The following is a 21064-nucleotide window of genomic DNA, read 5'->3' on the forward strand; positions in this document are numbered from 1 at the left end:
AACAGATCAAACCGCATTTTACCGCCTTGCGCCTGCTTTACGACAGGTCGTCTGAAAAGTTTACATCAACTTGCATCACATACGGCAATGCCCCTGAAAGGTTAAGACCTCAGGGGCATCGTTATCTGCTTGCCCGTCCCGACGTGATCAAACACCAAGACGATAGACGAAAAAGATTAAGCCAATGCTTTTACTTTGGCAGACAGACGGCTCTTATGGCGGGCTGCTTTGTTTTTGTGGAATACGCCTTTGTCAGCGATACGGTCGATGACTTTGACGGACTCTTGGTAAACTACTTGAGCAGCAGCTTTGTCGCCGGCTTCAACTGCTTTCAACACTTTTTTCACTGCGGTACGGAATGCAGTACGCAGGCTGGCGTTGTGGGCGCGTTGTTTAACCGATTGGCGGGCACGTTTGCGGGCTTGTACGCTGTTTGCCATATTAAATATCTCCTGAAAAAATAAATTCTGTAAACGCGCAATTTTAAAGACAGATTTCTCTATATGCAAGTATTTTCTCTGTTTGCGCGCGCAAATCGCCCGTATTTTGCCCAAAAACGACATCTTGTGCAACGCCGTTTTCCCGAGTCTAAGAAATCGTGCCTTATTTCAATAAAAATCAGTCAGATATTGCTTTGAGTTCTCACCTACTTCCATTACAATAGCCCCGCTTTGCGCCGGGGTATTGATGGGGTGCAGAGTGTTCATTTTCTGTTAACAATCTTTCATCAGGAATATGCCCGTATGAAAAAATCCGTATTAGCCGTATTGGCGGCATTATCGCTGGCCGCTTGCGGCGGTGGCGAGAAAAAAACCGAGCAACCTCAAGCAGGCAGCGCGCCTGTTGCCAATGCCGAAGCAGCCGCCACCGATACTTTGAACATCTACAACTGGTCGAACTACGTTGACGAGAGTACCGTTGAAGACTTCAAAAAAGCCAATAATCTGAAGCTGACCTACGACCTTTACGAAAACAACGAAACCCTCGAAGCCAAAATGCTGACCGGCAAATCCGGCTATGACTTGGTCGTTCCCGGTATCGCTTTCCTGCCCCGTCAAATCGAAGCGGGTGCTTATCAGAAAGTCAATAAAGACCTGATTCCCAATTACAAAAACATCGATCCCGAATTGTTGAAAATGCTGGAAACTGCCGATCCGGGCAACCAGTATGCCGTTCCTTATTTCTCCGGTGTCAACACTTTGGCGATTACGGCGAAGGGTAAGGAGCTTTTGGGTGGTAAGCTGCCTGAAAACGGTTGGGATTTGCTGTTCAAGCCCGAATACACCAACAAGCTGAAATCATGCGGCATCGCCCTGTGGGATACGCCGAGCGAAATGTTCCCGATTTTGTTGAATTACTTGGGTAAAGATCCTAAAGGTACAAATCCTGATGATTTGAAAGCAGCGGCGGAAGTGCTAAAAACCATCCGTCCCGATGTAAAACGTTTCAGTCCGTCTATTATTGACGAATTGGCGCGCGGCGACATCTGTCTCGCAGCGGGTAACGGCGGCGACTTGAACTTGGCGAAAGCCCGTTCCGAAGAAGTGAAAAACAATGTCGGTATTGAAGTCTTGACGCCGAAAGGCATGGGCTTCTGGATCGAGTCTTGGTTGATTCCTGCTGATGCGAAAAACATCGCCAATGCCCACAAATACATCAACTACACGCTTGATCCCGAAGTGGCTGCGAAAAACGGTATTGCCGTTACCTTCGCGCCGGCCAGCAAACCGGCACGCGAAAAAATGCCTGCCGAGCTGGTGAACACACGTTCTATTTTCCCGAACGAGCAAGACATGAAAGACGGTTTCGTGATGCCTCAAATGAGCGCAGATGCGAAAAAACTGTCTGTCAACTTGTGGCAAAAAATCAAAGTCGGCTCCAATTAATCCGGAATATTCAAAAACGCCGTCTGAAATTCTTCAGACGGCGTTTCTAATTTTACCGCAATATCCGTGCCGTTCACCTATTGCCTTGATGCACGGTTACTTAGGTTAAAACTTCATCTCCAAAGTCAGGGTGTAATTTCGTCCCGGTGCGGCGTAGCGGTTATACCTGCCGACATTATTGTGCCTATTGACCGCTCCTTCGGCAGTCTGCCTTACAGACTCCCAAGTGGTATACCGGTAGTTGAAGAGGTTATACACGCCTGCGCGCAGGGTCAGGTGTTTCTTGATATTGTAATATCCGGAAACATCCGTAACATGCCAAGGCCGCGTCCGCCGTGATGCTGCTTTTTTAGCATTGGCATTACCGTTCAACAGCGCCTGGCTGCCTAGCAGTTCGTCAACAGATTTTGCCTTGGAATAAGTAAACATCGTATTGATGCCCCATATTCCGTCAGGATGGTCGTAACCCAAACCCAATACATATCGTGAAGGTTGGACGGCATCAAAGAGATATGAAGTTACAAACGTCCTGTCGGCGCGTATATCGGCATCTTTGACCTTGATACGGTTATAGGCAAGCGTGGAATACAACCCGTCCGGCAACCCGCCCCATACACCGTGCCAATCGATTTTACCCAAAATATTGATACCGGCTATCCGTGCATTTTGAGCATTTCGGTATCCGGGGTCGCCAGAAGCCGAAGTTTGCCCGTTTTGAGTTCGGGTTTCATAACCGAATGCAATCAGGTCGCGATAAGCATTGTTGAAATAGCTGGCTTCCAAATTGCCGAAGTCCCCTTTAAATACAATACCTGTCTCTCTATTAAAGGATTTTTCCGGTTTCAGATCCAACGTTTTCAAAGACTCCCCAGCTCTCCAGCCGTACATTTCGGCAAACGACGGTAGACGGAAGCCCGTAGAAGCGCGATAAGTCAAATCCATCCAGGTGAAAGGCTTGAGGACTACGCCTGCGTTCCAAGAAAGGTTGCGGTGAGTGCCGGTAGAGACACTCTTATCTTCCGAATGCGTACTGCGGTAATCGTAACGTATACCTGCTCCGACATCCGCCCACCTGCCCAAACGAACATTGTCTTGAACGGCTGCATAATAACCGTTGCCGCCGATATTCCTCGGTGTGCAGTCTGTATAGGTGTTATTGCCGAAACGGCATATCGGCGATGTATTGACCGTGGTCTTGCCGATAGACACCCAATACGGTTTGCCTTGGCTTCCGTTGGGTGACTGCGCCCCTTCCGGGATTTTCGATCCATATGCCTGAACTGCGTTTTGAAGATAATAATCGCTGTGGGACAATTGCGACTTAAAGCGGTCGTACCCTAGATTGATACTCAGATTGTGACGAATTTTGGCCGTATCAAATGCCTTTTTAAATACTGCTTGGAACAGGTTTCGGCTTTCTTCATAAATCATCCGGTCGGATTTATAGAAGGAATACGGTTTATTGCCGTCGGGACGGCAATTTTTATCCGAACCGTCGTGAGAGCAATGCGTCTGCTGCAAACGGTTGTCCAAATCTATACCTTGCCGGTCATAAGAAAGTCGGGCGTAATCGGCCCAGGTATCCTTGTCAGCATTATGGTAAACATATTCGACCCCGTACCGGTTTTTAGTATGGCGTTCATCATAAAACACGCCGGTACCGTAACCGATACCCTGCAATGTACCGCCCTCTCCCTGAACAAACAGCCTTTCGGCCTTATTATTGCCCGAATATTTGCCAAAGCCGCTCGGCGTACCGTTTCTCCGGACACTTTCATTCAGATCGGCCTCGGTAAAATAGGCAGGAACAGTCATATCCCGTGTATCAAAGGTCTGCTGCGTACGTTCAAGAACGGCTCCGACATAATGGCGGTTGTCCAAATGCCAACCCGGTCGGAACAGCCATGATTGTCTGCCATACTCAAGCGGGTCCGCAAGGAAGCGGCTGGGGCCGGTATAATCCTGCGTGCTGGCGGTTTTGCGCTCATCTTTGGCCAAAGCATCTTTTTTCGCATTGTCTTTACAGGCCGCATATCCATTGGAACACTCCTCTTCGACAATGAAATTTGCGTACGGATGGGTATCCTCGACCGGCATCAGCCGGTTGAAACTTTGCACACCTTTACCAGCATCTTTATGCGCGTGGATTTCCTTCCCCCGCCGTTTAGTATAAATAAGGAGGGCTTCCGCGCCGCCGCTGCGTCCTGCAAGCGCAAGGGACTGTGTCAGGGCATGGTCTTTTCCAGAATAGGCAGTTTTACTCTGAATGCCCCACTGTTTTCCCTCTCCGATAATGTCGGCTGCGGTTTTGGTTTGAAATGCGACCGAACCTGCCAATGCGCCGTTTCCGTATTCTGATGAATTCGAACCCTTGCTGATTTCAACGGCCTTAACGTTTTCATACTCAATTTCATTGATTGCGCCGCTGCTGCCCGCCGTCCTCGTCCCACCCAATGCCGCCTGCGCGGTGTAGGACTGTATTTGCGAAACGCCGTCTACCGTTAAGGAAACGCGGTTTTTATCCATGCCACGTATTGAATAGCCGGAACTTGCGCCCCGACCCTGTTCGACCACGGCAATACCCGGATCGTAACGGGTCAGGTCTCGGATATTCAAAACCTGTTCTTTACTTAGCGTCTCGGAAGATTTAACCAGCTTGCCCAGCCCGGTTACTTCGTTATCACGGCGGGTTTTCTGTTTTTTCGCATTGACCTGCACGGTATCGAGCTGCTTTTCCCACACTTGTCCGGACGGTAAAACATCCGCATAAGCAGGCAGCGCAGTCATCAGCGACAGGCATAAAATATTTAATCGGAACAAATGTTGCTGTTTCATATCATTTCTCTACTTACTGCCTTCAGACGGCATTTAAAGCCGATATGCCGTCTGAAGAATTTTCCTCTGTCAACCGGCAGCCCAGTTTACCGGACAAGCTGTTGGCGTTTCGTACCGAATACCACTGCCGACTTGCCGCTTTCTCCCTCCAATGTATTTCCGGAGAACGATCCGCCCATCTCAATGGCGTTTTTGCCGTAGAAGCCGCCGGACACATCTGCACGGATATTCGTCCGTTTCGGATCGATGGTATTTTTCGGATCTAATGCAAAGCCGTTTTCACCGGTTTTCGCCACACCTGAAAAACCGTTGCCCTGAATCGTGGCAGTGATGGTGAATACGGGGGCAATGCGGTCTTTCGCCGTCAGCATACCGTTGAGGGTTTTCTCGGCAAAATTAACTTTAAACTCCGCCCGGTTACCGCCTTCCTTATTGGAAGGTTCGGCACTCCAGCTCGTACCATTAACAATAGTACCCGACCATGTACCGCGATATACCGCCTCTCCCGCCGTTACAGGCATATCGGAAACCGGCGTACGGCTGCCCTGCAGGAACATATCGTGCGAACCGCCGTGTTCCAACACCCCGAAATGCAGGTAATCCAAATTGGAGCAGCATACCGACACCTTCACACCGTCTTTCTCAAATATATGCTGGAATGCCGTCTGAGTGCCTTCGGACGGCACAAGCGCAAGCTCTACGCCGTCAATCAGCAGTTTGGCCACGTTGCCGAAGCTGTCTATCTGTTTTTTCACAAAATCCGCACCGATGCGGTAAGCGTCCATAAAGGTTTCAGCCAATGGTTTTTCTGCACCGTCTTTCTGTTTCGCGCTGAATACGGCAAGCACTTTCTTATCGTTTGCCAAAAACTTGCCGCCCAACTCATCGCCCTGAGGCCCGTAGAAACCACCTTCCAGACTATCAGAATCAGAAACGAAGGGATGACCGTTCCCAGTATCTTTATCTGCAGCCAACGCCTTACCTTTGAAACGGTTACCGTGCAGGTTAGCCTGAATGTCGTAACGTTTAATTTGTTTGGCTTTATTTTCGGTTTCGTTATGGGTAATCCGGTTATTGCGGTAGAGCACGCCGGTCATGGTCTTGGCGGCGAAATCCACCTCAAACTCGCTGGTCAGCCCAAAATCGGTCTGACCTTCCGGTGCCTCGCTTTTATTGCGCAACACATCCGCTTCCTCGGCAGACAAAGCCCCGTACCTATCGCCCGCTTGCGAATTACCCAACTGGGAAAACTTCTGTTTTTCCTTGGCATCGGTTACATAATCCCAAGTGCCTTTGTAAATCGACTTGCCCATCGGCAGAGCTTGGGAAGGATTGCTGCCTTTATAGAAAAGGTAGCCGTCCGCGCCGGAAAGGGCGATATTGTTTTTGAAATCGATTTTATTGGCACCGTTGCGGTAGATATAGCCCGAGCGGACATATTGGAAATCCGTGTATCCTTCCACACGGCTTTTGCCGTCGCCCGTTGTGATGGATTCGTTCAGCGTACCCTTATCCATCGCAAAAATCTCATTCTTTTGGGGAAACTCACCCGGCTCACCCGCACCTAATTTCTCCCAATCCGCTTCTGATAATGCCTTATGATCTTCTTTATTTTTCGGGTGCCAGTTCCGACGCGGTATTTTGGCTGCAAAACCGTAAACCGGACGGTCGTTTTCCGCCGCCTGCGCTTCATCGGGTTTTGCCGGTTTTTCAGTCTGTTCGTCTTGGTATTTCGGTGCTTCGGACTGCGGGTTGTGCTGTTTCGTTTCCACGCTGTCCAAATCGAAACTGCCGCCGCCCGCGCAGGCAGAAAGCAGCAGCACAGGCAGGATACCGGCTGCTTGGGCAATAAGTGAATTTTTCATATCAACTTTTTTAAAAATGATAATAGTTTATATTTTATTAACTTAAAATGTAATTTGCAAACATTTTCTGACGTACCTTCACAAAAAACACCCGCACATCCTTACTCCGGATATGCGGGTGTTTGAGCAAACCTTGCCTAACCCAAAGACACCATTTCAATCTGCTCCATCGTCCTACCCAGAAAACGTTCGCCTATCGTTCTGAATTTCAAAGGAATATCGCTGACATAAAAACGATAGTCGGGATTATTGTTGTCAGTATTGAGTAATTCCTCCTGCGCAAGGACGCGTGCTGTTTCTTCAGCCGTCGTAATTGTAGAATCAACCAACGCGACATTACCCGCCTCCCTACCGATTAAGGGCTTGAGCAAGGGAAAGTGCGTGCAGCCCAACACCAGCGTATCGATGCCGTGTGCAAGCAATGGTTTGAGGTATTCGCATACGGTCAGGTGGGTAACTTCATGTTCCAACCAACCTTCCTCATCGGTACGGGTATGTTGTTTGTAACCGAGTCTGTAGAGGCCGTTTTTCTTTGTCCAACGGGCATCTTTGTCCTTACTCGGTGTGGTTTGGCCGCTGACTTGTCCTTCTTCATCGACTTCTATAGCCTGACGCTGTTTGCTGCCGGCGGTCTGAATAATGGTGGCGTCAATGACGGCAGCGGATGCTTTCTCTATTTTTAGGCCTTTTTCGGTCAGTTGGCAGTTAATCAGTTCCAGCAATTCGGACAGGGTGTCGTCTTGCGCCAGCCAGTTGCGGTAGCAGCATAAGGTGCTGTAATCGGGGATGCTCAGTTCGTCAAAACGACAAAACAGGTTGAAATCGATGCGGGTGATAAGGCTGTGTTCGAGTTCGGGATCGGAAAGGTTGTGCCATTGTCCGAGCAGGACGGCTTTGAACATGGACAAAAGGGGATAGGCGGGACGGCCGCGGTGGTCTCGGAGGTAACGGGTTTTTTGACGATTCAGGTATTGCTCGATCAGTTGCCAATCAATCACTTGATCCAACTTCAATAGTGGGAAGCGGTCGATGTGTTTGGCAATCATGGCTTGAGACCTTTGCAAAAAAGCCCTTCCTTCGACAGCCGGAACCCAAACACAGGTTTTCAGCTGTTTTCGCCCCTAATTACGCCTAATTTTACCCAAATACCCCCTTAATCCTCCCCGGATACCTGATAATCAGGTATCCGGGTCACCTTTTAGGCGGCAACAGACACACTTAACCTGTTAGCTGCTTTCAATAGGTTCAAACACATCGCCTTCAGATGGCTTTGCGCACTCACTTTAATCAGCCCGAAATAGGCTGCCCGGGCATAGCGGAATTTACGGTGCAGCGTACCAAAGCTTTGTTCGACCACATAACGGGTCTTCGACAAATATCGGTTGCGTTTGGTTTGCACTTCCGTCAGCGGACGGTTGCGGTGGGCTTTGCGCATAATGCCGTCCAGCAACTGATGCTCTTTCAGATGTTGCCGGTTTTCCGCACTGTCGTAGCCTTTATCGGCATAGACGGTCGTACCTTCAATGCCCTCCAGCAAAGGCAACAGGTGGTTGCACTCATGGGTATTGGCGGGGGTGATGTGCAGTTTCTCGATATAGCCTTCCTCATCGGTACGGGTATGTTGTTTGTAACCGAGTTTGTAGAGGCCGTTTTTCTTTGTCCAACGGGCATCTTTGTCCTTACTCGGTGTGGTTTGGCCGCTGACTTGTCCTTCTTCATCGACTTCTATGGCCTGACGCTGTTTGCTGCCGGCAGTTTGAATAATGGTGGCGTCAATGACGGCGGCGGATGCTTTCTCTACTTTTAGGTTTTTTTCGGCCAGTTGGCAGTTAATCAATTCCAGCAATTCGGACAGGGTGTTGTCTTGCGCCAGCCAGTTGCGGTAGCGGCATAAGGTGCTGTAATCGGGGATGCTCAGTTCGTCAAAACGGCAAAACAGGTTGAAATCGATGCGGGTGATGAGGCTGTGTTCGAGTTCGGGATCGGAAAGGCTGTGCCATTGTCCGAGCAGGACGGCTTTGAACATGGACAACAGGGGATAGGCGGGACGGCCGCGGTGGTCTCGGACGTAACGGGTTCTTTGACGATTCAGGTATTGTTCGATCGGTTGCCAATCAATCACTTGATCCAACTTCAATAGTGGGAAGCGGTCGATGTGTTTGGCAATCATGGCTTGTGCGGTTTGTTGGAAGAAGGTGCTCATGAAAAATCCCCTAAATGTCTTGGTGGGAATTTAGGGGGTTTTGGGGAATTTTGCAAAGGTCTCGGCTTGTGCGGTTTGCCGGAAGAAGGTGCTCATGGAAAATCCCCTAAATGTCTTGGTGGGAATTTAGGGGATTTTGGGGAATTTTGCAAAGGTCTCAGCACAACTCTTCGATAAGCTCTGCCTGTGTTTTTTCGTGATCGGGTTTGTCGGCGATGAAGGGGTTTTTGCGGTGTTCGGTCATGGTTTTGGATTGGGGATGTTCGAGTGCGCCGATACCGCCTTCCTGATAGGCGCGTATCCATCGCCGCAGGTGGGTTCGGGAGATGCCGTAGTGGTCTGCGGTACGCTGTTGGCTGCGTATGTGCAGGTAGTGGAGTACGGCTTGGTATTTGAAGTGTAATGTATATTTGCTCATAAAAAAACTGCACCTTGGTGGTTGGAGGGTATGTCTCCAACTTTTGGGGTGCAGTTCAGTTTTCAGACGACCTTTTCTTATGAATCAAACTGAGAAAGCACCTTTCAATCCTACATTCAAAATGTCAACAATTTTATGGACAAAGATACAAAAACCAAGAAACCCAAATCATATTTATCCTATAAAAATCAAAAAACAATCTTCACAATATTCAAACAACGTTAAAAGATGAAAGATTTTGTCTTGATTGAATAGACGGTTTGCGTTATCGTTTGCATTCTTTCATTCATAAACTCTGTGTTTCATTCGAATTGATTGGACAGTTTGACTGTCGCCGTGTTTCTTCAATGCGCGTACCCTAAACCGCTGCTTGGAGGGCTTGCATTACAGGTGCTGTGGCGAGGCGGGTTGCCCCTATTGGTTTGAAACCATATAAAAGAGGTCATTATGCAATTATCAGGCGCACAAATCATAGTGCAAAGTCTCAAAGCCGAAGGTGTAGAGTATGTTTTCGGCTATCCGGGCGGCGCAGTCATCGAAATCTACGACGCTATTTTCCAACTCAATAAATTCAAGCACATCCTGGCACGCCACGAGCAGGCGGCGGTACACGCGGCAGATGCGTATGCGCGCGTCAGCGGCAAAGTTGGCGTTGCGCTGGTTACTTCCGGACCGGGCGTGACCAATGCGTTGACCGGCATTGCCACCGCATACAGCGACTCTATTCCGATGGTGGTCATCAGCGGACAGGTCGGCAATTCGCTCATCGGTACGGATGCGTTTCAAGAGGTGGATACGGTCGGCATTACCCGTCCGTGCGTCAAACACAATTTCTTGGTAACCAACGTCAACGAGCTTGCCGAGACCATTAAAAAAGCATTCCAAATCGCCGCCAGCGGCCGACCCGGCCCGGTCGTGGTCGATATTCCCAAAGATGTAACGCAGGCAATGGCGAAATTCAGCTATCCGCAGGAAGACATCTTTATCCGCTCTTACCAACCTGTCGTGCAAGGCCATATCGGGCAGATTAAAAAAGCCATCCAAATGTTGGCTTCCGCCAAACGTCCGGTCGTTTATTTCGGCGGCGGCGTGGTATTGGGCAATGCTTCGGAAGAGCTGACTAAGTTCGTCCGCATGACGGGCGCACCGTGTACCGGCACACTGATGGGGCTGGGCGCGTACCCTTCAAGCGACCGCCAATTCTTAGGCATGCTGGGGATGCACGGCACTTACGAAGCCAACCTTGCCATGCAAAATGCGGATGTCGTGTTGGCAGTGGGCGCGCGTTTTGACGACCGTGTCGTATCCGTTCCGTCCAAATTCTTTGAAAAAGCCAAAAAAGTCATTCATATTGATGTTGACCCGTCCAGCATCGCCAAACGCGTCAAAGTCGATATTCCGATTGTCGGCGACGTGAAAAACGTGTTGACTGAAATGATCGGCTTGTGGGGCAAACAAGATACGACTCCTGCGTCCGATTCTTTAGACAAATGGTGGAAAAGCATCGAAGAATGGCGTTCGCGCGACTGTCTGTGGTTTGACAACGACAGCGAAATCATCAAGCCGCAATACGTCGTGCAGAAACTTGCCGAAATCACCAACAACTCCGCCATCATCACTTCGGACGTAGGACAACACCAAATGTTCGCGGCGCAATATTATCCGTTCGAACGCCCGCGCCAATGGCTCAATTCCGGCGGCTTGGGTACGATGGGTGTAGGTTTGCCGTATGCGATGGGCGCGAAACTTGCCGCCCCCGATCAAGACGTGTTCTGCATTACCGGCGAAGGTTCGATTCAGATGAACATCCAAGAATTGTCCACCTGCTTCCAATACCGCATTCCGGTAAACGTCGTTACCCTCAACAACGGCTACCTCGGCATGGTCCGCCAATGGCAGGAGCTGTATTACGGCAACCGCGAATCGGAAACCTATTTCGATTCTCTGCCCGATTTCGTCAAACTGGCGGAAGCATACGGACATATCGGCATCCGCGTGGACAAAAAATCCGATGTTGAAGGCGCGCTTTTGGAAGCGGTCAAACAAAAAGACCGTCTGGTATTTATCGACTTCTTGACCGATAAGAAACAAAACGTGCTGCCCATGGTCGGCAACGGCAAAGGTTTGGACGAAATGGTCCTGCCGCCGCATATGCGCGAAAACCCGAAAGCGTAAGGAGAACGACAATGCGACATATCTTATCTGTTCTGATGGAAAACGAATCAGGCGCGATGAGCCGCGTGGTCGGCCTCTTCTCCGCTCGCGACTATAACATCGACTCCTTGGCAGTAGCCCCGACCGAAGACAAAACCCTTTCACGCATGACCATCGTTACCCATGGCGACGAGCAAGTCATCGAACAAATCACCAAGCAACTCAATAAATTGATTGAGGTGGTCAAAGTGGTCGATTTGAACGAAAGCCGTTTTGTCGAACGCGAATTGATGTTGGTAAAAGTCCGCGCCGTCGGCAAAGACCGCGACGAATTTTTACGCCTGACCGAAATCTACCGTGGCAGCATCATCGACGTAACCGACCGCAGCTACACCATCGAAATCACAGGTTCGACCGACAAACTCGACTCCTTCCTCGAAACCGTCGGACGCGCCCAGATTTTGGAAACCGTACGCACAGGCGCAGCCGGCATCGGCCGTGGCGAGCGTATTTTGAAAATTTAACGCCGTCGGTTTTTCAGACGACCTAGGAGGTCGTCTGAAAACAAAAACGGCAGGAGAGATTGATGTCAAACATTAAAATCGTCGCGCTGGTTACCGTCAAACCCGAATACACGGAAACGCTGAAACCCTTGTTCCAAAGCCTGGTCAAAGCCAGCCGCGCGGAAGAAGGCAACATCAGCTACGATTTGCATCAGGAAATCGGCAAACCCGAACGTTTCGTCTTCGTCGAAAACTGGAAATCCCAAGCAGCCATCGACGCGCACAACGCCAGCGAACATTTCCAAGGTTTCGTCAAAGCCATCGACGGCAAAACCGATGCGCTCGAAATCGTTTTGATGGAAGAACTCTCCGTTTAACCCTTTACCCTCAATCCAACCGTCCGGCATCCTCAACACAAAGCCGGAATCCATTTTACCCAAAGGAAATCAAATGCAAGTTTATTACGATAAAGACGCCGACCTGTCCCTGATCAAAGGCAAAACCGTCGCCATCATTGGCTACGGCTCACAAGGCCACGCCCACGCAGCCAACCTGAAAGATTCAGGCGTAAGCGTAGTAGTCGGCCTGCGCCAAGGCGGCTCTTGGAAAAAAGCAGAAGCAGCCGGCTTCGAAGTATTGTCCGTAGCCGATGCCACCAAAAAAGCAGACGTAGTGATGATTCTGCTACCCGACGAAAACCAACCCGTCGTATACAAGAACGAAATCGAGCCCAATCTGAAACAAGGCGCGGTACTCGCTTTCGCGCACGGCTTCAACGTACACTACAACCAAATCGTACCGCGCGCCGACTTGGACGTGATTATGGTCGCCCCCAAAGGCCCCGGCCATACCGTACGCAGCGAATTCCTGAAAGGCGGCGGCGTACCTTCGCTGATCGCCGTTTACCAAGATAAAAGCGGCAAAGCGCGCGACATCGCCCTGTCTTACGCAGCAGCCAACGGCGGCACCAAAGGCGGCGTGATTGAAACCAACTTCCGCGAAGAAACCGAAACCGACCTCTTCGGTGAACAAGCCGTATTGTGCGGCGGCGTGGTCGAATTGATCAAAACCGGCTTCGAAACCCTGACCGAAGCAGGCTACGCGCCCGAAATGGCATACTTCGAATGCCTGCACGAAATGAAGCTCATCGTTGACCTGATTTACGAAGGCGGCATCGCCAACATGAACTACTCCATTTCCAACAACGCGGAGTACGGCGAATACGTTACCGGCGTGGAAGTCATCAACGACAAATCCCGCGAAGCCATGCGCAACGCCCTCAAACGCATCCAAACCGGCGAATATGCCAAAATGTTCATCCAAGAAGGCGCCGTCAACTACGCCAGCATGACCGCCCGCCGCCGCCTGACTGCCGACCACCAAATCGAAAAAGTCGGTGCGCAACTGCGCTCCATGATGCCTTGGATTGCCAAAAACAAACTGGTCGACCTGGACAAAAACTAATTCGATTCGATTCAGTAATAAGAAAACCTGCCCGACGATTCGGGCAGGTTTTTTGTCATACACAGCGTAAAAAGGTCGGCGGATTCGCATTTGAAGTGCAACTTTCCATAACAGAAAAAGGCCAGTATGCGGTAGCATACGGCCTTTCCTGCAAGAAAGATTGCCATGAGCTACACACAACTGACCCAAGACGAACGATACCATATCCAATACCTGTCCCGCCACTGCACCATCGCCGAAATCGCCAAACAGCTCAACCGCCACAAAAGCACCATCAGCCGCGAAATCAAGCGGCACTGCATCCAAGGGCAGCAATACAGCGCCGAAAAAGCACAGAAGCAAAGCCGGCTGACCAAACAGCACCGGCGAAAACCCTATAAGCTCGATTCGCAGCTGGTTCAACACATCGACACCCTTATCCGCCGCAAACTCAGTCCCGAACAAGTATGTGCCTACCTGCATAAACACCACGGGATCACACTCCATCACAGCACCGTTTACCGCTACCTTCGCCAAGACAAAAGCAACGGCGGCACTTTGTGGCAACATCTCAGAATATGCAGCAAACCCTACCGCAAACGCTACGGCAGCACATGGACCAGAGGCAAAGTGCCCAACCGCGTCGGCATAGAGAACCGACCTGCTATCGTCGACCAGAAAACCCGCATCGGCGATTGGGAGGCCGACACCATCGTCGGCAAAAATCAGAAAAGCGCGTTATTGACCTTGGTCGAACGCGTTACCCGCTACACCATCATCTGCAAATTAAAGAACTTAAAAGCCGAAGACACTGCCCGGGCGGCCATTAGGGTATTAAAGGCATATAAAGCCAGAGTCCACACCATCACCATGGATAACGGCAAAGAGTTCTACCAACACACCAAAATAGCCAAAGCATTGAAGGCGAAAACCTATTTTTGCCGCCCTTACCATTCTTGGGAGAAAGGGCTGAATGAGAACACCAATGGACTCATCCGGCAATATTTCCCCAAACAAACCGATTTCCGAAACATCAGCGATCGGGAGATACGCAGGGTTCAAGATGAGTTGAACCACCGGCCGAGAAAAACACTTGGCTACGAAACGCCAAGTGTTTTATTCTTAAATCTGTTCCAACCACTGGTACCCTAGTGTTGCACTTGAAATCCGAATCCAAGGTCGTCTGAAAACCCAAATGTTGTTCAGACGACCTTTCTTACACCTAAACTCTAAAACTGCTTACTTCACAATCTCAACCGGACCGTGATCGTCGCAGTGGTCGCCGTGTTGGTGGTGCAGGCGGCCGTTGACGATGTAGTCGGTGTGATCGCCGTGCGGTACGGCTTCATGGCCGCAACCTTCGCCGTGAACGTGGCCTTTGCAGGTATCGACGGGATGGCAGCCGTCGGGATTGGTTTCATTGACGCTTAAGCTGTGTTCGTCGTAATGGCCGTTGTGTTCGTGGTGCAGATGACCGTCGTGCAGATAGTCGGTGTGGTCGCCGTGTTTGATGGCGGTATGGCCGCAACCAGCGCCATGGGTATGGTCGTGATGATCGTGGATTTTGCAAGTCATTTTGATTCCTCGTTATCGATGGTTAATTCAAACCCTTTAGGTTACGGTCTCTATGTTATCCTTTTTTGGCAGTTCAGTAAACAATTTCTTCTTTATTAACATAGTGTTACGGTATATCATTATAGACTTTAAAGGTCGTCTGAACGCGCCATTTCGATGTTATGACTCTTGCGGATGTTTCAGACGACCTCCCCATTCGTTATCATTTATAATGTCATTTTTTAGGCGGCTCGGCAGTCCGTTCCGATAATGCGTATAGGTCGTCTGAAAACAATATCAAGATAAATATAGGATTTTTACACTATGTGGGACACAGTACGGCAATGGCTGCATACTCTGCCAGTACGCGAGGAAGTGGTGGAATCGGTGCTGATGGTCATGGCGCTGCTGGTTTTGCGGGGCGTTTTGCTGAACCTGTATCTGCGCCGCCACCCGCATTACAGCATCGAGGAAAAACGCCGCTCCTTGGTACTCAGCCGCAATCTGACGCTGATTTTAACGATTTTCGGGCTGGCGGTAATTTGGGCGACTCAAATCCAGACGCTGGCGCTGTCGATGTTTGCCGTAGCGGCGGCGATTGTGGTGGCGACGAAGGAACTGATTATGTGTTTGTCGGGCAGCATCTTGCGCTCGGTAACGAAACAATATTCGGTCGGCGACTATATTGAAGTGAACGGCCTGCGCGGGCGTGTGGTCGATATTAATCTTTTGAACACGTTGATGATGCAGATCGGCCCGAACCCGCTGGTCGGGCAGCTTTCGGGTAAAACGCTATCGTTTCCCAACAGCCTGCTTTTGAACCATTCCGTCCGCCGCGACAATATCTTGGGCGATTATGTGATTCATACGGTGGAAATTCCCGTGCCGATTCATTTGGATTCGGATGTGATTGTAGGTCGTCTGAAAGCCGTATTGGAGCCTTTGTGCCAACCTTATGTACCCGCCATCCAGCGGCATTTGGAAAACGTGCAGGCGGAGAAGCTGTTCATCACCCCTGCCGCCCAGCCGCGCGTAACCCGCGTGCCGCATGACGACAAGGTGTACCTTATCATCGTGCGCTATGCCTCGCCCGTGGCGAAGCGTTTAGAAATCCAGCAGGCGGTGCTGGATGAGTTTTTGCGCGTACAATACCGCCTGCTAAACCCTCAAGCTTAACCCCATAATCTATTAACAATCAGGAAAATACTATGTTGCCCGAATCCGCCCTTACGCAAATGTACCCCGTCATCATGACCCCCAGCCACGACGGGAAATATTTCCACAATTACGTCCTTTCGCTGCTCAATATCGTCCACACCAGCGCGCAAAACGGCTGGCCGCTGCAAGTAATGATGCAGCGCGGCGAGAGCCTGATTACCCGCGCGCGCAATAATTGCGTGGCGACCTTCTTGGAAAACAAAGAATGGACGCACCTCTTCTGGATAGACTCCGACATCGGTTTTTCCGCCGAAGCGTTCTACCGCCTGCTTTTGGCGGATAAAGACGTGGTAGCGGGCATTTATCCGTTGAAACGGGAAAACTGGCCGGACGAAGGCGTTCCTGCCGGCACGACCCAAGCGGATTTCGAGCGGATGTACACCGCCTACACCGTCAACACAGGCGATAAAAACGAAAACGGCGAAATCGTCCTGCGCGTCGATGAAGAAGGCTTTATGAAAGTCGATGACGCGCCGACCGGATTCATGGTCATCAAACGCAGCGTGTTTGAAAAAATGATGGCCGCCTACCCCGAGCTGAACTACATCTCCGACAGCGACTACAAGCGCGAAGACAAAGGGCTGCACTACCGCTTCTTCGACTGCATGGTCGATCCCGAAAGCAAACGCTACCTTTCCGAAGACTATACGTTCTGCCGCCTGTGGCAGCAAATCGGCGGCGAAGTTTATGTCGATGTACAATCCAACCTGACCCACCAAGGCGCGAAAATCTACCGCGGCGCGTTTGCCGATTCGTTGCAAACCAATGTCGCACAAGCCGTATTCGCCCCCGCCGGCACACCGATGAGCCTCGACCTCGCCGCCCCGCTCAAATCCAACCCGCGCGGCGCGGAATAGCGTAAAAACAGGGAAAGACGCTTTAAGCCTGACGCGATGGCACTATATCTCCCCTATCGTTTGCCCCGTCGTTTTCAGACGACCCCGAATCCAAACAGGTCGTCTGAAAACACAATCGGTTCGCCCGAACGGCAAACCTAAAACCCAGACACACATTATCCCCATTTTCCCATTGACTCAGGCGGCAGCCATTTTTCAGACGACCTCCGTCCGAACCCGCCACCCACACAAAGGAATCCCATCCATGACCGACAACGTACTGCTCCATTTGGGCGAAGAACCCCGTTTCGACGCCATCCAAACCGCCGACATCAAACCTGCCCTGCAAACCGCCATCGCCGAAGCGCGCGCGCAGATTGCCGAAGTCAAAGCCCAAACGCACACCGACTGGGCAAACACCGTCGAGCGTCTGACCGACATCACCGAACGCGTCGGCAGGATTTGGGGCGTGGTGTCGCACCTCAACTCTGTGGTCGACACACCCGAACTGCGCGCCGTCTATAACGAACTGATGCCCGAAATCACCGTCTTCTTCACCGAAATCGGACAAGACATCGAGCTGTACAACCGCTTCAAAGTAATCAAAAACTCCCCCGAATTCGAGACCCTCTCTCCCGCACAAAAAACCAAGCTCAACCACGACCTGCGCGATTTCGTCCTCAGCGGCGCGGAACTGCCGCCCGAACAGCAGGCAGAACTGGCGAAACTGCAAACCGAAAGCGCGCAACTCTCCGCCAAATTCTCGCAAAACGTCTTAGACGCAACCGACGCCTTCGCCCTCTACTTTGACGACGCCGCACCGCTTGCCGGCATCCCCGAAGACTCGCTCGCCATGTTTGCCGCCGCCGCGCAAAGCGAAGGCAAAACAGGCTACAAAATCGGTTTGCAGATTCCACACTACCTCGCCGTCATCCAATACGCCGACAACCGCGAACTGCGCGAACAAATCTACCGCGCCTACGTTACCCGCGCCAGCGAACTTTCAGACGACGGCAAATTCGACAACACCGCCAACATCAACCGCACGCTCGAAAACGCCCTGCAAACCGCCAAATTGCTCGGCTTCAAAAACTACGCCGAGCTATCATTGGCAACCAAAATGGCGGACACGCCCGAACAAGTCCTCACCTTCCTGCACGACCTCGCCCGCCGCGCCAAACCCTACGCCGAAAAAGACCTCGCCGAAGTCAAAGCCTTCGCCCGCGATCGCCTGAACCTCGCCGACCCGCAGCCGTGGGACTTGAGCTACGCCAGCGAAAAACTGCGCGAAGCCAAATACGCATTCAGCGAAACCGAAGTCAAAAAATACTTCCCCGTCAGCAAAGTCCTGGCAGGCCTGTTCGCCCAAATCAAAAAACTCTACGGCATCGGATTCGCCGAAAAAACCGTTCCCGTCTGGCACAAAGACGTGCGCTACTTCGAGCTGGAGCAAAACGGCAAAACCATAGGCGGCGTCTATATGGACCTCTACGCCCGCGAAGGCAAACGCGGCGGCGCGTGGATGAACGACTACAAAGGCCGCCGCCGCTTCGCCGACGGCACGCTGCAACTGCCCACCGCCTACCTCGTCTGCAACTTCACCCCGCCCGTAGGCGGCAAAGAAGCCCGCCTCTCCCATGACGAAATCCTCACCCTCTTCCACGAAACCGGCCACTGCCTGCACCACCTGCTCACCCAAGTAGACGAACTGGGCGTATCCGGCATCAACGGCGTCGAATGGGACGCAGTCGAGCTGCCCAGCCAGTTTATGGAAAACTTCGTCTGGGAATACGACGTCTTGGCACAAATGTCCGCCCACGAAGAAACCGGCGTTCCCCTGCCGAAAGAACTCTTCGACAAAATGCTCGCCGCCAAAAACTTCCAACGCGGCATGTTCCTCGTCCGCCAGATGGAGTTCGCCCTCTTCGACATGACCATTTACAGCGAAGACGACGAAGGCCGTCTGAAAAACTGGCCGCAGGTTTTAGACAGCGTGCGCAAAGAAGTCGCCGTCATCCAACCGCCCGAATACAACCGCTTCGCCAACAGCTTCGGCCACATCTTCGCCGGCGGCTACTCCGCAGGCTATTACAGCTACGCCTGGGCAGAAGTCCTCAGCGCCGACGCCTACGCCGCCTTTGAAGAAAGCGACGACGTCGCCGCCACAGGCAAACGCTTCTGGCAGGAAATCCTCGCCGTCGGCGGCTCCCGCAGCGCGGCGGAATCCTTCAAAGCCTTCCGCGGACGCGAACCGAGCATAGACGCACTGCTGCGCCACAGCGGCTTCGACAACGCGGCTTGATGGTAAGGTTGAGGTAAAAACATAGCGGATTCAATATAAAATTCCTGAATCGTCATTCCCGCGCAGGCGGGAATCCAGAACGTAAAGTTGAAGAAACCGTTTTACCCGATAAGTTCCTGTGCGTGCAGCTCTAGATTTCCGCCTGCGCGGGAATGACGACGAAGATATTTTTATTTGAAATTTACTATAAAAGGTCGTCTGAAAACCGATCGTCAGGCCTTCAGACGACCTTTGCCTTCTTTTTACGCCTTATTTTTTAAACATGTTTTTAATAATGCCCATCACGCTGCGGGAGATGGCGTTGGTCACTTGGCGGTTGATTTGGCTGCCGATGGCGTCGGCGACGTTGTAGCCCAAGCCCTGTCCTGACTTTTTACGCCCGCCGCTCAAGCCGCCGAGCAGTCCGCCGAGTATGCCGGGATCGGCATTGGCGGCTTCTTTTTCAGCGGCTTTTTGCGCTTTTTCCTGCTCTTTTGCCGCTGCTGCCGCCTCTTTCTCCGCCGCAGCCTGACTGTCGGCTTCGGCTAAGGCTTCAAAGGCGGAATAGTTGTCCACCATGTCTTTATAGGTCGGATACAAATCATCGTTTTGGAACAAGCGGTTGCGCTCTTCTGCGGCAAGCGGGGTCAAGGAAGATTGCGGCGGCAGGACGAGCGCGCGTTCTACCGGCTCGGGCATACCTTTTTCGTCGAGGAAGGAAACAAGTGCTTCGCCGACGCCCAGTTCGGCAATCGCTTCGGCAACTTTGATATTCGGATTGCTGCGGAAGGTTTCGGCAGCGGCTTTAACCGCTTTCTGGTCGCGCGGCGTGAAGGCGCGCAGGGCGTGTTGCACGCGGTTGCCGAGCTGTCCGAGGATGGTGTCGGGCAAATCGAGCGGGTTTTGGGTCACGAAATACACGCCCACGCCTTTGGAACGGATCAGGCGCACGACTTGTTCGACCTGCTCCACCAGCGCATTGGCGGCGTTGTCGAACATCAAATGCGCTTCGTCGAAGAACATCACGAATTTCGGTTTGTCCAAATCGCCGACTTCGGGCAAGGTTTCAAACAACTCCGCCAACATCCACAACAAAAACGCGCTGTACATACGCGGCGAGCGCATCAGTTTTTCCGAATTGAGGATATTGATGACACCTTTGCCGTTGTCGGTCTGCATCCAATCTTGCAGGTTGAGCGACGGCTCGCCGAAGAATTTTTCCGCACCTTCGTTCTCCAGCGTCAAAAGCTGGCGCTGAATCGCGCCGATACTGGCGGCGGAGACGTTGCCGTAGTGCGTGCGGTATTCCGAGGCGTGGTCGGAAACGTGTTTCAGCATACTGCGCAGGTCTTTCAAATCCAGAATGTGCCAGCCTTTATCGTCGGCAACTTTAAACACGAGATTCAGCAGGCCTTCCTGCGTGTCGTTCAGGTTCATCAAACGCGCCAGCAACAGCGGACCCATTTCCGAAACGGTTACGCGCACCGGAATGCCGGTTTCGCCGTAAACATCCCAAAAGCGCACGGGGAAACTTTGCAGCCATTGCTCGCCCAGACCAAACTCGGCAATGCGTTCGCCCACCTTGCCGCTGGCAGCACCCGCTTGCGCGATGCCCGACAAATCGCCTTTGACGTCAACCAAAAATACAGGAACGCCCTCACTACTGAAGGCTTCCGCCATACGGCGCAGGGTTACGGTTTTACCCGTACCGGTCGCACCGGCGATCAAGCCGTGGCGGTTCGCCATTTTGCCTTGGATTTCAAGTGTCTTATCGCCCGCGCGCGCGATGGGGAATGTCGTCATGAAGGTTTCCTTTGATTGGATGGTTTGAAAAATAAGGCTATTTTCTTATGTTTCCACACACAGGG

The 21064-nt window shown here is 51.7% G+C and carries 17 protein-coding genes; 9 read left to right on the forward strand and 8 right to left on the reverse strand.

The window, feature by feature from the left end:
* Positions 1-176 precede the first annotated feature (176 nt).
* A complete protein-coding gene (rpsT, locus tag MON37_RS09525; RefSeq protein ID WP_039407687.1) occupies positions 177-440 on the reverse strand; it encodes a 30S ribosomal protein S20 in 264 nt (87 codons plus the stop codon).
* 303 nt (positions 441-743) lie between these two features.
* Between rpsT and MON37_RS09530 the strand changes: the two genes are divergently transcribed.
* Complete coding sequence (locus tag MON37_RS09530) at positions 744-1886, forward strand: extracellular solute-binding protein (RefSeq protein WP_039407684.1); 1143 nt, start codon at positions 744-746, stop codon at positions 1884-1886.
* Positions 1887-1991: 105 nt separating this feature from the next.
* Here MON37_RS09530 and MON37_RS09535 read toward each other — a convergent pair whose 3' ends face one another.
* The 5 genes from MON37_RS09535 to MON37_RS09555 all read right to left on the reverse strand — a co-directional run bounded on the left by MON37_RS09535 (position 1992) and on the right by MON37_RS09555 (position 9207).
* On the reverse strand, positions 1992-4721 hold the full coding sequence (locus MON37_RS09535; RefSeq protein WP_039407681.1) for a lactoferrin/transferrin family TonB-dependent receptor: 2730 nt from the start codon (positions 4719-4721) through the stop codon (positions 1992-1994).
* 86 nt (positions 4722-4807) lie between these two features.
* Positions 4808-6586, reverse strand: coding sequence for a transferrin-binding protein-like solute binding protein (locus MON37_RS09540; protein WP_039407678.1), 1779 nt, complete (start codon positions 6584-6586; stop codon positions 4808-4810).
* Positions 6587-6723: 137 nt separating this feature from the next.
* Positions 6724-7632, reverse strand: coding sequence for a transposase (locus tag MON37_RS09545; protein ID WP_242883830.1), 909 nt, complete (start codon positions 7630-7632; stop codon positions 6724-6726).
* 152 nt (positions 7633-7784) lie between these two features.
* Positions 7785-8789: an IS5 family transposase gene (locus MON37_RS09550; RefSeq protein WP_242883640.1), complete on the reverse strand. Its 1005-nt coding sequence runs from the start codon at positions 8787-8789 to the stop codon at positions 7785-7787.
* 157 nt (positions 8790-8946) lie between these two features.
* Positions 8947-9207: a helix-turn-helix domain-containing protein gene (locus MON37_RS09555; protein WP_107986463.1), complete on the reverse strand. Its 261-nt coding sequence runs from the start codon at positions 9205-9207 to the stop codon at positions 8947-8949.
* A gap of 447 nt (positions 9208-9654) precedes the next feature.
* On the opposite strand from MON37_RS09555, the gene ilvB reads away from it, so the two are divergent.
* The 5 genes from ilvB (at position 9655) to MON37_RS09580 (ending at position 14459) form a co-directional block, all read left to right on the forward strand.
* Positions 9655-11382, forward strand: coding sequence for a biosynthetic-type acetolactate synthase large subunit (ilvB, locus tag MON37_RS09560; RefSeq protein ID WP_039407734.1), 1728 nt, complete (start codon positions 9655-9657; stop codon positions 11380-11382).
* An 11-nt stretch (positions 11383-11393) separates the two neighbouring features.
* Complete coding sequence (gene ilvN, locus MON37_RS09565; RefSeq protein ID WP_003766119.1) at positions 11394-11885, forward strand: acetolactate synthase small subunit; 492 nt, start codon at positions 11394-11396, stop codon at positions 11883-11885.
* 62 nt (positions 11886-11947) lie between these two features.
* On the forward strand, positions 11948-12241 hold the full coding sequence (locus tag MON37_RS09570; RefSeq protein ID WP_003674893.1) for a putative quinol monooxygenase: 294 nt from the start codon (positions 11948-11950) through the stop codon (positions 12239-12241).
* Positions 12242-12314: 73 nt separating this feature from the next.
* Entirely contained in the window at positions 12315-13328 is a 1014-nt protein-coding gene (gene ilvC / locus MON37_RS09575) for a ketol-acid reductoisomerase (protein WP_039407737.1), read from the forward strand.
* A 165-nt stretch (positions 13329-13493) separates the two neighbouring features.
* A complete protein-coding gene (locus tag MON37_RS09580) occupies positions 13494-14459 on the forward strand; it encodes an IS30 family transposase (protein ID WP_242883531.1) in 966 nt (321 codons plus the stop codon).
* Between the two features lie 87 nt (positions 14460-14546).
* Here MON37_RS09580 and MON37_RS09585 read toward each other — a convergent pair whose 3' ends face one another.
* Positions 14547-14882: a hypothetical protein gene (locus MON37_RS09585; protein ID WP_039409615.1), complete on the reverse strand. Its 336-nt coding sequence runs from the start codon at positions 14880-14882 to the stop codon at positions 14547-14549.
* A 303-nt stretch (positions 14883-15185) separates the two neighbouring features.
* On the opposite strand from MON37_RS09585, the gene MON37_RS09590 reads away from it, so the two are divergent.
* The 3 genes from MON37_RS09590 to MON37_RS09600 all read left to right on the forward strand — a co-directional run bounded on the left by MON37_RS09590 (position 15186) and on the right by MON37_RS09600 (position 19217).
* Complete coding sequence (locus tag MON37_RS09590; protein WP_003766621.1) at positions 15186-16037, forward strand: mechanosensitive ion channel family protein; 852 nt, start codon at positions 15186-15188, stop codon at positions 16035-16037.
* 32 nt (positions 16038-16069) lie between these two features.
* Positions 16070-16936 carry a hypothetical protein gene (locus MON37_RS09595; RefSeq protein ID WP_039409619.1) on the forward strand — a complete coding sequence of 289 codons (867 nt, stop codon included), beginning with the start codon at positions 16070-16072 and terminating at the stop codon, positions 16934-16936.
* 244 nt (positions 16937-17180) lie between these two features.
* Positions 17181-19217 carry a M3 family metallopeptidase gene (locus tag MON37_RS09600; RefSeq protein WP_039409622.1) on the forward strand — a complete coding sequence of 679 codons (2037 nt, stop codon included), beginning with the start codon at positions 17181-17183 and terminating at the stop codon, positions 19215-19217.
* 249 nt (positions 19218-19466) lie between these two features.
* Here MON37_RS09600 and MON37_RS09605 read toward each other — a convergent pair whose 3' ends face one another.
* Positions 19467-20999: a helicase HerA-like domain-containing protein gene (locus MON37_RS09605; protein ID WP_039409624.1), complete on the reverse strand. Its 1533-nt coding sequence runs from the start codon at positions 20997-20999 to the stop codon at positions 19467-19469.
* Between the last annotated feature and the right edge of the window lie 65 nt (positions 21000-21064).

Source organism: Morococcus cerebrosus, from assembly GCF_022749515.1.
Classification (GTDB): Bacteria; Pseudomonadota; Gammaproteobacteria; order Burkholderiales; family Neisseriaceae; genus Neisseria; species Neisseria cerebrosa.